This window comes from Caproiciproducens lactatisolvens, from assembly GCF_052443335.1.
Classification (GTDB): domain Bacteria; phylum Bacillota; class Clostridia; order Oscillospirales; family Acutalibacteraceae; genus Caproiciproducens.
Window position 1 is genome coordinate 1,828,493 of the sequence record NZ_CP195750.1, and the last position, 12,443, is coordinate 1,840,935.

A 12,443-nucleotide genomic window follows, 5' to 3' on the forward strand; every position below is an offset into this window, starting at 1 on the left:
TCCCAATTTTTTATACAGTATGCCATTTCGGTTCCGGAACAAACAAATATAACAAATAAACGGCACCGGTTTTACCGGTGCCGTTTATTTGTTTATATACAATTATTTTACCACGATGTTGACCAGCTTGCCGGGGACATAAATCTCCTTGACAACGGTTTTCCCGCCGAGTTCGGCGGCAATCTTTTCGTCGGCCTTGGCTGCCGCAACCGCCGCATCCTTGGCAATATCCGCCGCGACGCTCAGGTGCGCGCGCACTTTGCCGTTGACCTGGACAACGATTTCGATAGTGTCTTCGGTGCATTTTGCCTCGTCGTATTCCGGCCACGCCTGCTGGCAGGCCATCGCGCCGTCGAACTTCATCAGCGCCCACATCTCTTCCGTTACATGGGGCGCAAACGGATTGAGCAGAACGGTGAAAATTTTGAGCTCATCCCGGGTAATGGAGCCCGCGTCGGCAATATCGTTCATCAGCGCCATCAGCGTGGCAATGGCGGTGTTGAATTTGAGCGCCTCAATATCCTCTCCGACTTTTTTGATTGCTTTATTAAAGGAAATTTCCAGGCTCTTTCTGACGCCCTTCTCCTCACAGAGAATATTCTGAAGATTCCAGTAGCGCTCCACAAAGCGGCGGCAGCCCTTGATGCCCGCGGAGCTCCACGGGGCGGCTTTCTCAAAATCGCCGATAAACATCTCGTAAAGGCGCATGGTATCCGCGCCGTACTCGCTGACGATTTCATCGGGGTTGACGACGTTGCCGCGGGATTTGCTCATCTTTTCGCCGTTTTCACCCAGGATCATGCCGTGGCTGGTGCGCTTTGCGTACGGCTCCGGCGTAGGCACCACATGGATGTCGTAAAGGAATTTGTGCCAGAAGCGGCTGTAGAGCAGATGGAGCGTCGTATGCTCCATACCGCCGTTGTACCAGTCGACCGGCATCCAGTATTTCAAGGCTTCCTCGCTGGCAAGCGCGTTGTCGTTATGGGGGTCGATGTAACGCAGGAAGTACCAGGAAGAACCGGCCCACTGCGGCATGGTGTCCGTTTCGCGCTTCGCCTTGCCTCCGCAGTGCGGGCAGGTAGTCGTTACCCAGTCCGTCATGTGCGCCAGCGGAGATTCGCCGGTGTCGGTCGGCTCGTAGGATTTGACATTCGGCAGCCGCAGCGGAAGCTCGCTTTCCGGCAGCGGAACATAACCGCACTTCTCACAGTAAACGACCGGAATGGGTTCGCCCCAGTAGCGCTGACGCGAAAAGACCCAGTCGCGCAGCTTAAAGTTCACTTTGGAGTGCCCCAGCTTCTTTTCCGTTAAGTAATCGGTGATCTTCTTCTTGGCCTCGTCCACGGTCAGGCCGTCCAGAATCCCGGAATTCACCATGGTGCCGGTCGCGCAGTCGGTAAAGGCTTCCTTTTCCACGTCGCCACCCTTGACCACCTCAATAATCGGCAGACCGAATTTTTTCGCAAACTCCCAGTCGCGGGTATCGTGCGCCGGGACGGCCATGATGGCGCCCGTGCCGTAGGAAACCAGCACGTAATCGGAAATGAAGATCGGAATCTCTTTTCCGGTAACGGGATTGACGGCCGCTACGCCGTCAAGGCGGACGCCGGTTTTATCCTTGGCCACCTCCGTGCGCTCAAAGTCGGATTTTCTGGCGGCTTCGCTCTGGTAAGCGCGCACCTCATCGATATTTTTCAGCCTGTCGGCCCATTTTTCAATCATAGGATGCTCCGGGGAAACGACCATGTAGGTCGCGCCGTAAAGCGTGTCCGGCCGGGTGGTATAAACGGTGAGCTTGTCCCCCGTCGTCGCAGTGAAATCCACCTCCGCGCCGGTGGAGCGGCCGATCCAGTTCTTCTGCTGCGCCTTGACACGGTCGGGGTAGTCGACAAGGTCAAGGTCGTCGATCAGGCGCTGGGCGTATTCGGTGATTTTGAGCATCCACTGGGATTTGACCTTGCGGACGACCTCGCTGCCGCACCGCTCGCAGACGCCGTTGACCACTTCCTCGTTGGCCAGCACGCATTTGCAGGAAGTACACCAGTTGACGGCCATTTCCTTCTTGTAGGCAAGGCCGTGCTTGAACAGCTGTAGGAAAATCCACTGCGTCCATTTATAATAATCGGGATCGGTCGTATTGATTTCCCGCGACCAGTCGAAGGAGATGCCGAGGGACTGAAGCTGCTGCTTAAAGCGGGCGATATTTTTCTTTGTCACTTCCGCCGGATGCACATGGTTTTTGATGGCAAAATTCTCCGTCGGCAGACCAAAGGCATCCCAGCCGATAGGATACAGGACATTGTAGCCCTGCAGGCGGCGCTTGCGCGCAACGATATCGATTGCCGTGTAGGAGCGCGGGTGACCGACGTGAAGCCCCTGTCCGGACGGATAGGGGAATTCTATCAGCGCGTAATATTTCGGTTTGCCGCTGGCGTTGGAGGCATGGAAAACGCCTGCTGTTTCCCATTTATCCTGCCATTTTTTCTCAATTGACCTGTGATCGTATTTCATCTTTCCTTCGCTCCTATATTTTGATTATTCTTTTACAATATCGGAAATGTCGATTTTTTCCGCGTCCTGCCACAGACGGTCAAGATTGTAAAATTCGCGCGCGTCCGCCGTAAAAATATGGACCATAACATTGCCGTAGTCCAGAAGCACCCAGGAGTTGGAACGGTAGCCGTCAACGTGCTCCGGGCTGACGCCGAGCTGCTTTAATTTGAACTCGACCTCTTCCGCAAGCGACTTGACGTGAGTGCTGCTGGTACCGGTCGAAAAAACAAAATAATCCGCAATCACGGAAATATCCTTAATGCCGATGATCTTCAGGTCCATGGCTTTCTTTTCATCCAAAATCTTAACCGTTTCCTTTGCCAGTTCCAGTGACGTCATACACAACAACCTTTCCTTTTGACTGTATTTATTTAACTGTATTTATTTTTCAGAACCGCCTCGTTATAAGCGGCGATCGTATCGGGATGGATGGCGCGGCAGTCTTTTGTCAGGTCCTGAATGGTGTAAACCATTCCTTCGATCATCGCCTGTTCCAGACTGACGTCGGCGGCCCTGCGCAGAGCCTCCACGCCGTCGTAATCGCGGTCCGCGGAAATAAAATCGGCGATAAAGATGATTTTGTCCAGCCGGGTCATGTGGGCCCGCCCGGTCGTGTGATACCTTACGGCATTTAAAATCTCCGCGTCGGTGATTTTCAGTTCCTTCTCCAGATAAGCCGCGCCGAGCATTGCGTGCCACAGCTTCTGCGCGCTGCGCTCCACATCGGTCAGGATGATATCGTAGCGCATCATCATTTTCAGCTGTTCATCGGGCGGAACGTCCTTCATAATATCGTGAAGAATTCCGGCAACTTCCGCTTTTTCCACATCGGCCTCATACTTTTTTGCAAGACGCACCGCAGCGTCGCGGACACAAAGGGAATGATCATACCGTTTTTGGCTGAGAAACGGCTTTATAATCGCCTCATAATCGATTTTATTCATTTTCCTGCTCCAAATACAACTTATTTTCCGCTATATAATCCGCAACCTTCGGCGGGACAAGCTCCGAGATGCTTTTCCCATCCTGAACCGCATTGCGGATCATTGTTGACGAAATAGGAAGATATTCAATATTCCGGATGAAGGTTTTCGCCCCTTCCCTCTCCAGAATTTCAGCGTAGTCCAAAAGGGAACGCAGTCCGTCGCCGCCGCGCGGGGCCGCGCACAGAACAGCCAGCCTGAAAATCGTTTCCGCCTCGTACCAGTGCTTCAGGGTAAGGAACATATCCTCGCCGGTAATCAGGTAAAGCTCGGAATCCGGGTTTCTTTTTTTCAGTTCCCGCAGAGTGTCCGCAGTGTAGCTGCGGCCCCTCCGTTTCAGCTCTATGTCGCTGACCTCAAAAATATTCCCTTCGCACGCAAGGCGGCACATTGCAAGCCTGTCCCTGCCGGGGGCAAGGTTGGACGCGTGCTTGTGCGGAGGCTGATAAGTCGGAATCAGCAGTACCCTTTGCGCCCCGATCAGCTCTGCAAACCGCTTTGCCAGATGCATATGCCCGTTGTGAATGGGGTTGAAGGTGCCGCCGAATACGGCAATTTTCTGCATATTTCCACCTTATGTCATATCATATTACTTTTTTGCCGCTTTGGGAAGAGTGATTTTCGGTTCTTTTTCGTTTCTGCGGTACAGTACAAACTTGGAACCGATGACCTGTACGACTTCCGAGCCCGTCTCGGCGGCAATCCGTTCGGCGGTGTCCCTGACGGGGACGGGAGAGGTCTCCAGCACTTTTCCTTTCAGGATTTCCCGCGCGGTCAAAGCGTCGTCCGCCTGTTTGACGACGTCCGGGCCGACGCCGGATTTTCCCACCATTAAAATCGTGTCGATATCGTTTGCGAGGGAGCGGAGAAATGCGCGCTGTTTACTGGTCATCATCCGTTCTCTTCCTTCCTGTTCCGTAATTTTTCGGCGAACGCCCTGAGCGCCCGGCCGCGGTGGCTGATTTCATCCTTTTCCTCTGCGGTCAGCTGAGCGAAGGATTTTCCATTGACAAGAAAAATTGGGTCATAGCCGAAACCGCCCTCCCCTTCGGGAACGAACGCGATGGTCCCCGCACATTCGCCCTGTGCGGTGATCCGGGTTCCGTCCGGGAAAACACAGCAGATGGCGCTGACGAATTTCGCCGTACGCTTTTCCCGCGGAACATCCTTAACCGCGTCCAGCAGCTTATGGATCCGGTCAAGATCGGTTGCGTCTTCCCCGGCGTACCGGGCCGAATACACGCCCGGCGCTCCGCCCAGAGCGTCCACCATCAGGCCGGAATCGTCCGCAACGGCGGGCAGCCCCGTTTCCCGGCAGGCCGAATCCGCTTTGAGAAATGCGTTTTCCGCAAAGGTGGTACCTGTTTCCTCCACCTCCGGCAGATCGGGCGCCGAAACGGAGATATGGAGAGGCATCAAAATGCGCTCGAGCTCCTGAAGCTTCTTCTGATTATGGGTAGCCATGACAAATTTCATTCCTGATTCTCCCTTGCAAATAAAGCCTCGGCAAATTCGTCGGCGTCGAACGGCTGAAGGTCGTCGACCTGTTCCCCGACTCCGATGAATTTGACCGGGATTCCCAGATTTTCGCGGATGGCGAGCACCACGCCGCCGCGCGCGGTGCCGTCCAGCTTAGTCAGCACGATCCCGGTGATTCCGGCCGCGTTCTGGAATTCGCGCGCCTGGTTCACGGCGTTCTGGCCGGTGGTGGCGTCGAGCACCAGCAGCACCTCTTTGTCCGCGTCCGGCAGCTCCCGGTCAATGACGCGGCCGATTTTGGAAAGCTCGTCCATCAGGTTCTTTTTATTGTGAAGCCGTCCGGCCGTGTCGCAGATCACCACGTCCGCTCCTCTGGCCTTGGCGGCGGCAACCGCGTCGTATACCACGGAGGCGGGGTCGCTGCCCTCCGGCTGCTTCACCAGCTCGGCGCCGGAACGCTGCGCCCAGACCTCCAGCTGTTCCACGGCGGCGGCGCGGAAGGTATCCGCCGCGCCGAGAACGACCCTTTTCCCCTCGCCCTTCAGCCGGGACGCGATTTTCCCGATGGTGGTCGTTTTGCCGACGCCGTTGACGCCGATGACCAGAATCACGGACGGTTTGGTGGAAATCTGCAGCTCTTCGCCGCCGCGGAGCATTTCCGCAACGGTTTCGCGCAGCATCCCGTAAATCGCTTCCGGGTCGGTAACGCCCTGTTCCTTTACCTTTTTGCGGAGCGTGTCGCAGATATGCTGCGCGGTGGGCACGCCGACGTCGCCCATGACGAGCAGTTCCTCCAGCTCCTCAAAAAGCTCCTCGTCGATGGAGGTAAAGGAGCGGAGCATGGACTCCACGGAGGAGCTCATTTTGTCCCTTGTCTTTTTTAATCCCTCTTTTATCTTTGAGAATAAGCCCATTTGATTGTCTCCTTCATCAATGTTGTTCCTTCATGCCAAGCTTGGCCTCAATTTCGGACACATGCAGCTCCAGCAGCTTGGAAATGCCCTCGTCCTGCATGGTGACACCGTAAAGCACATCCGCTTCCTCCATGCTGCCGCGGCGGTGCGTGATCACAATAAACTGCGTGTTTTTATTCATGCGGCGCAGATACGCGGCAAACCGGTCGACGTTCACGTCGTCCAGCGCGGCTTCGATTTCGTCGAGCACGCAGAACGGCGGCGGGTTGACCTTCATAATCGCAAAATACAGGGCGATCGCCACCAGCGCCTTTTCCCCGCCGGAGAGCGACTCCAGATGCGTGATGATCTTGCCCGGCGGCTGTACGGAGATTTCGATGCCCGAATTTAAAATATCGTCGGGCGCGCTCAGCGCCAGCTCGGCGGTACCGCCCCCGAACAGCTCCCGGAACGTCTGCTTGAAATTTGCGTTGATCTGCCCGAAGCGTTCCACAAACAGGCCGCGCATCTGATGCGTCAGCTCGCCGATCAGCTTTTTGAGCTCGTCGCGGCTTTTTTCGACGTCTTCGATCTGGGCCTTCATAAACTCGTAGCGTTCGGAAACTTCCTTGTATTCCTCGACCGCGGCCACATTGACGGAGCCGAGCGCCTTGATTTTATTTTTCAGCTCGTTCAGGCGTTTCTGCGCCTGCGCCGGATTTTCTATTTTCGCGCCCGTCTCTTCCGCTTCCCGGCGTGTCAGTTCGTATTCTTCCCATAAGCGGCTGATTATTTCATCATACTCTTTCTGAAGGTTGGCCTTGCGTTCCTCCAGACGGGCAAGCTCATGACCTATTTTTTCTTTTTCCGCCGATTTTTCATGCTCCTTCGCGCGCATTTCCGCGGAGAGGCGTTCGTACTCCATCCGTCTGGCGTTCAGCTCTTCGATTTGCCCGCCGCATTTTTTCGCGGCTTCGCGAAGGGCGGCGGCCTGCTCTTTCAGTTCCTCCACACGGACGGTCAGCGCGGCGCTGGCGGCCCGGACGGCACTGATCTCTTCGTTCAGCGCTTCCGTACGGCCCTCGTGGTCCTGTTTCCTGCGTTCAATGTCCTCGATCCCCGCCCGCAGAGACTCAATGTCCTTCTGCGCCGAGAGACAGGCCATGCGGATTTCCTGCAGCTGCGCGGAGAGCTCGTCGCTGGCCTGGTTCAGCTCGGTGCGGCTGCCGCTGATCTGACTGAGCTCCGCCTGTAAAGCGGCCTGCTTTTCCGTGATTTCCTCTGAGCGGGCCTGCGCGGCCTGCTGCGCTTCTCTTTGAAAGCTGAGCCTTGCGCCGGCCGTTTTGTTTTCCTCGTTCAAAGCGTCGCAGTCGCGGGAGACGGCGGCCAGGTCGGCAAGCGCGCGCCTGTGCTCGGAATCGATTTTCACACGCTCTTCCTGCGCGGAAGAAAGCTCCGCTTTGGCTGCGGCAAGCTCCGCTTCACAGGAAGAAACCTCTTCCGAAGCGGTTTTCAGCGCCGCGGCGGCGGCTTCCGCTTTCTTCTGAAGCTCAGCGGCTTGTGCCCGGATGCGCTCAATTTCCGACGCGCGGCTGAGCAGTCCGGAGTTTCTGGCGAGCGAACCGCCTGTAAGCGAACCGCCCGCGTTGACGACCTGCCCGTCCAGCGTAACAATGCGGAACCGGTAGTTGTAGCGCTTGGCGATCGCGACGGCGCTGTCCAGATCCTCCGCCACAGCAATGCGCCCCAAAAGGGAATTCAGGATCCCGTTATATTTTTCATCACAGCTGCACAGGCGGCCCGCGATGCCGACGAAGCCGGGGCAGTCGTCAAGGCCGTTTTCCTGCAGGACATTTCCCCGGATCGTTGTAAGGGGAAGAAAGGTCGCCCGGCCGGAATCGCGCTGTTTGAGCAAACGGATCGCGTTTTTCGCGTCCTGTTCATTGCCGACGACAATGTTCTGCATGGCCGCGCCCAACGCCGTTTCAATGGCGACGGCGTATTCGGAAGGTACTTTGATCAGTCGGGAAACCGGCCCGTGGATGCCGCCGACGGTCCCCCGCCCGGCTTCCTTCATCACAATTTTGACACTGTGGGAGAAGCCTTCCAGATTGCGCTCCAGCTCCTCCAGAAGGTGTGCCTTGCGCGCGTGCTCCTGTGCGTCCAGACGGAGCGTTTCGCTCTGCTGCTTGACCGCTTCCATCCGCTGGCGGCGCGTATTCAGCCGCAGCTCGTAGCCCTTCGCCGTGTTGGTCAGCGCGCCGATCCGTTCGTCGGTATCGGAAAGCATTTTCGCGTAATCGCCGGACTCTTTCTGAAGCTGTGCCATCTGCTCCTTTTTGGCGCGGACGGTCTGGGCAATATCGGTAAGCCGAAGCTGTATTTCGGTGATGGAGGAAACCGCCGTCATCTCCGCGACCTTTGCTTCCGTCGCCTGATTGGCACATTCCGCAATTTCCCGCGTGTATCCGTCGATTTTCCCGGTGGTTTCGTTCATGCTCCGGCGGAGTTCTTCCAATTGTTCGGTGTATGTTTGGGTCAGTCGATTCTTCTCGTTTATGTACTCTGTTTTCTGCCGAATCTGAGTCTTTTTCTGATCGATTTCCTTTTCCATATCCTGACTGGAAACGGCGCTTTGCTCGATTTCCTTTCGGATACGCCCGATATTTTCCTCGTTGTGCTGAATATCGTTCTGCAGGACCGACGCTTCGCCGTCTTTTTTGACGGCGTTCTCCTCCTGCCTGGCCGCTTCCTGGCGGATTTCATCCACCTTTGCGGTGCAGGCGCCGGCTTCCCTGAAATTCTGCTCGATTTTTTCGTCTATTTCCTGAAGCTCCCGCTCCACCGTTTCATGCTGGTCACGGGCAATCAGGATTTTATCGTCGTGCTCGCGCAGAACCCGGCCCGATTTTTCCAGCGTATTGAGCCAGAGCCCGATTTCCAGCGTACGCTTTTCAGCGGCGTAGGCAAGGTACTGCTGCGCTTTTTCGGACTGTTCCTTTAACGGGCCGACCCTGTCCTGCAGCTCCGTCAGAATATCCCTCAGGCGGAGGAGGTTGTCCTCGGCCTGATTCAGCCTGCGCTCGGATTCCTCCTTGCGGTAACGGAAGCGGGAAATCCCCGCGGCCTCTTCAAAAATTTCGCGGCGGTCCTCCGAACGGGCGGCCACGATGCTGTCGATCTTGCCCTGTCCGATGATGGAGTATCCGTCGCGGCCAAGGCCGGTGTCCATGAAAAGCTCGTTGATATCCTTCAGCCGCACCGCGGCCTTATTGATCAAATATTCGCTGTCCCCGGAGCGGTAATACCGGCGGGTGACCGCCACATTGTCGGCATCGAACGGAAGCTGGCGAAGGGCATTGTCAATGTTCAGGGTAACCTCGGCAAAGCCCTGTGCCCTGCGCACGGGAGTACCGCTGAAAATAACGTCCTCCATTTTCGTGCAGCGGAGCACCCGGGTGGACTGTTCGCCCAGAACCCAGCGGACAGCATCGCTGATATTGCTTTTTCCGCTTCCGTTCGGGCCCACGACCGCCGTGATACCATGGTCGAAGCTGAGAGTTGTCTTATCAGGAAATGTCTTGAACCCCTGAATTTCCAGTGACTTCAACAGCATATTCTCACCTCAATTATTCTATCGTAAAGCAATTTTCCTCTACGCCTGCGTCCTGTACGATTTTTGCACAGTAACCCAGTTGCGCAAGAGCGGCCAAATTGCACTTTTTCTGCCCCGCAGCCTTTGATGCCGTTTTCGGGTTCACCTTAATCATAATACTGTCTTTTAACTGCGGATTTTGCCGTAAGTACGCGGAAATTCGGCGAAGCAGGCGCGCGCTTTCGCAAAGCTCCCGGAAAGCCGGATGCCACGGTCCGGCGAGCATGTCCCGCTCCAGCTCCGGCGAGCTGTGTAGTCCCAGGCGGATGACCCTGATGCCCTGATCCTCGAAGAAATCCAGCAGTCCGGCGCAGAGCTGCACGGTTTCTTCCAGATTCAGCGTTCGGTACTCTCCCCCGAGATATCGGTCACCCAGCTCCGTCCCCCGCATAATGACGGTCGGATAAATCCGCATATTCTCCGGGTGGAGCGCGGCCAGCTTTCTCGCGGTCAGCACGCTGCCTTCGGCGGTATCGCCGTAAAGCCCGGTCATCATCTGCAGCCCAAGCGTAAAACCGTTGGATTTCACCAGCCGCGCCGCCGCCGCGACCTGTTGCGCGGTATGTCCGCGCCGGTTCAGCCGAAGAACACGGTCGTCCATGCTCTGCGCGCCGAGCTCAATCGAGGTAACGCCGTATTTTTTCAGCAGCTTCAAAATCTCTTCGTCAATACAGTCCGGCCTTGTGGAAACGCGGATTCCCGCAAAGGTGCCGTCGTTTACAAAAGGCGCCGCCGCTTCCAGAAGGGAAACCATATAGCCCGGCTCAATCGCGGTAAAGCTGCCGCCGAAAAAGGCAATCTCTGCATTTTTCGTATTCCCGCGCAGGCTGTTTTTCGCGATCCCGGCCGCGTTTTGCACATCCTGCGGCGAGGGCTGCGCCAGCTGGCCGGTAATGGCGCGCTGGTTGCAGAAGCTGCACTGGTGCGGACAGCCGTTGTGGGGCACGAAAATCGCTACGTTGGCATGTTTCAATAACCCATCAGCTCCATTGCTTCGCGGGCAGCCTGCTGCTCGGCCTCTTTTTTGCTGCGCCCGCCGCCCTTGCCGATGACGTTGCTGTTCAGGTGGACCTCCACGGTAAAATGCTTGTCGTGGTCGGGGCCGCTTTCGCCCGTCAGCACATATTCCAGATGTTCCTCCGGATTCTGCTGGATGATCTCCTGCAGGGCGGTCTTATAATCCTTGAAGGCTTTCGGCCTTGCCGTCTGCAGCAGGGGCAGGACAAAGCGAAGGATAAACCTGCGGGCCTCCTCCATGCCGCCGTCCAGATAGATCGCGGCGATAATGGACTCGAACGCGTCGGCCAGGATAGAGGAACGCGTGCGGCCGCCGGAGTTCTGTTCCCCGTGGCTTAAAAGCAGGAATTTCCCGACATCCAGCTGGGTGGAGAATCCGCAGCAGGCCTTTTCACAGACCAGCGCGGCCCGCTTTTTCGTAAGATCGCCTTCCGGCAGGTCGGGGAACTGCTTAAACAGGTAATCCGCCACCACCAGCCCCAGAATCGAGTCCCCAAGGAACTCCAGCCGCTCGTTGCTGCCGCCCGGCACCCGGGTTTCGTTGGCATAGGACGAATGGGTCAGCGCCGTTCTCAGATACTGCTGATTTTTAAAATGGTACTCCAGTTTGTCTTCCAGTTCTTTCATAAACTCACGCTCCGTTAAAACGAATCTTACCTTACTCCGCCGCGTTTTCATCGCCGGATTCTTTTGCGGCATTCTTGTTATAGTTCTCAATGGAGCTTGCGATTTCGTCGACGACGCCGCCGGAAACATAGGATTTTAACAGGCGGAGCGCGTTATAGAAGGTTTTGGCTTTTGCGCTGCCGTGCGCCTTGAACACCGGTTTGGCGCAGCCCATCAGCGGGGCGCCGCCGTATTCGTTGTAATCCATCGTCTTTTTGAGCGTTTTGACGTCCTTTAAAACAATCGCCGCCGCAAGCTTGTTCAGAGAATTTTTCGTGAAGATCTCCTTTAGCTTCCCCATCAGCAGGATGGCTACACCCTCGTATGTTTTTAAAATCGAATTTCCGGTAAAGCCGTCCGCAACAATCACGTCGCCGGCATCGAGCGGGATATCGCGCGCTTCAATATTGCCGACAAAGTTCAGGCCGGAATTTTTCAGCATGGCAAACGCTTCGTGCTGAAGGTCGCCGCCCTTGTGTTCCTCCGTGCCGATGTTGGCGAGGGCAACCCGCGGATGATCGATATTCATGACCTTCTGCATGTAAACGGAACCCATCACGCCGAACTGGCGGAGCATGTCCGCCTTGCAGTCCACGTTCGCGCCGGAGTCGATCAGCATAAAGCAGCCTTCCCTTTTCGGCATGACCGGCGCAAAGGCGACGCGCTTGATTCCCTTGATCCTTTTGACGATCAGGGTCGCGCCGACTACCAGAGCGCCGCTGTTGCCCGCGGAAATACAGGCGTCGCCTTCCCCCGCGGCCAGACGGCGCAGGGCTTCCGCCATGGAGGAATTGGATTTCGATTTCATGATTTCCCCGGCGTGCTCTTCCATGGTAATCACGCCCGGCACATCGATGATCTGCATGCGGTTCAGGGAAATTGCATTCTCTTTCGCCACCCGGCGGATTTCCTCCTCCCGTCCGGTCAGCAGAATATCGACGTCCAGCTCCGCGACGGCCTGTGCGCAGCCTTTCAGAATTTCAAGGGGGGCGTTGTCGCCTCCAAATGCATCAACGATTATTTTCATTTGAAACACCTCTGTTTTTGACATTCATTCAAGGCCTCGTTTGAACAATCAAGGAACTTGTCTGTTTCGGCTAAAATTGCGCCGCCCGGCGTCAAAAGCGCTCGGAATACGGACCGTATTCCTGCACTTTTTTCCTTGCTCGGCACAATTTCATCTCGAAAATCCCGTCG

General features: G+C 56.2%; 11 protein-coding genes. All 11 read right to left on the minus strand.

Going from position 1 to position 12,443, the window contains the following annotated elements:
- Nucleotides 1-102 precede the first annotated feature (102 nt).
- The 11 genes from leuS to plsX are packed head-to-tail and all read right to left on the minus strand — an operon-like array spanning nucleotide 103 to nucleotide 12,273.
- The gene (gene leuS, locus ACRQV7_RS09045) at nucleotides 103-2,511 is read right to left on the minus strand and encodes a leucine--tRNA ligase (RefSeq protein WP_444657886.1); all 2,409 of its coding nucleotides are present in this window, start codon (nucleotides 2,509-2,511) and stop codon (nucleotides 103-105) included.
- A 24-nt stretch (nucleotides 2,512-2,535) separates the two neighbouring features.
- Nucleotides 2,536-2,892, minus strand: coding sequence for a ribosome silencing factor (gene rsfS, locus ACRQV7_RS09050; RefSeq protein ID WP_444657887.1), 357 nt, complete (start codon nucleotides 2,890-2,892; stop codon nucleotides 2,536-2,538).
- A 32-nt stretch (nucleotides 2,893-2,924) separates the two neighbouring features.
- A complete protein-coding gene (gene yqeK, locus ACRQV7_RS09055) occupies nucleotides 2,925-3,497 on the minus strand; it encodes a bis(5'-nucleosyl)-tetraphosphatase (symmetrical) YqeK (protein WP_275717527.1) in 573 nt (190 codons plus the stop codon).
- Complete coding sequence (gene nadD, locus ACRQV7_RS09060; RefSeq protein ID WP_444657888.1) at nucleotides 3,490-4,101, minus strand: nicotinate (nicotinamide) nucleotide adenylyltransferase; 612 nt, start codon at nucleotides 4,099-4,101, stop codon at nucleotides 3,490-3,492. Before nadD ends, yqeK begins: the two co-directional genes overlap by 8 nt.
- 24 nt (nucleotides 4,102-4,125) lie before the next feature.
- On the minus strand, nucleotides 4,126-4,431 hold the full coding sequence (locus tag ACRQV7_RS09065; RefSeq protein ID WP_275717531.1) for a YhbY family RNA-binding protein: 306 nt from the start codon (nucleotides 4,429-4,431) through the stop codon (nucleotides 4,126-4,128).
- Nucleotides 4,428-5,012: an RdgB/HAM1 family non-canonical purine NTP pyrophosphatase gene (rdgB, locus tag ACRQV7_RS09070; protein ID WP_444657889.1), complete on the minus strand. Its 585-nt coding sequence runs from the start codon at nucleotides 5,010-5,012 to the stop codon at nucleotides 4,428-4,430. The genes ACRQV7_RS09065 and rdgB overlap by 4 nt, the downstream gene beginning before the upstream one ends.
- Nucleotides 5,009-5,929: a signal recognition particle-docking protein FtsY gene (ftsY, locus tag ACRQV7_RS09075; protein ID WP_444657890.1), complete on the minus strand. Its 921-nt coding sequence runs from the start codon at nucleotides 5,927-5,929 to the stop codon at nucleotides 5,009-5,011. The genes rdgB and ftsY overlap by 4 nt, the downstream gene beginning before the upstream one ends.
- Before the next feature lie 16 nt (nucleotides 5,930-5,945).
- Nucleotides 5,946-9,524: a chromosome segregation protein SMC gene (smc, locus tag ACRQV7_RS09080; protein ID WP_444657891.1), complete on the minus strand. Its 3,579-nt coding sequence runs from the start codon at nucleotides 9,522-9,524 to the stop codon at nucleotides 5,946-5,948.
- 13 nt (nucleotides 9,525-9,537) lie between these two features.
- Entirely contained in the window at nucleotides 9,538-10,536 is a 999-nt protein-coding gene (locus tag ACRQV7_RS09085) for an elongator complex protein 3 (protein WP_444657892.1), read from the minus strand.
- Entirely contained in the window at nucleotides 10,533-11,207 is a 675-nt protein-coding gene (rnc, locus tag ACRQV7_RS09090) for a ribonuclease III (protein WP_444657893.1), read from the minus strand. Before rnc ends, ACRQV7_RS09085 begins: the two co-directional genes overlap by 4 nt.
- 31 nt (nucleotides 11,208-11,238) lie before the next feature.
- On the minus strand, nucleotides 11,239-12,273 hold the full coding sequence (plsX, locus tag ACRQV7_RS09095) for a phosphate acyltransferase PlsX (RefSeq protein ID WP_444657894.1): 1,035 nt from the start codon (nucleotides 12,271-12,273) through the stop codon (nucleotides 11,239-11,241).
- Nucleotides 12,274-12,443: the final 170 nt, after the last annotated feature.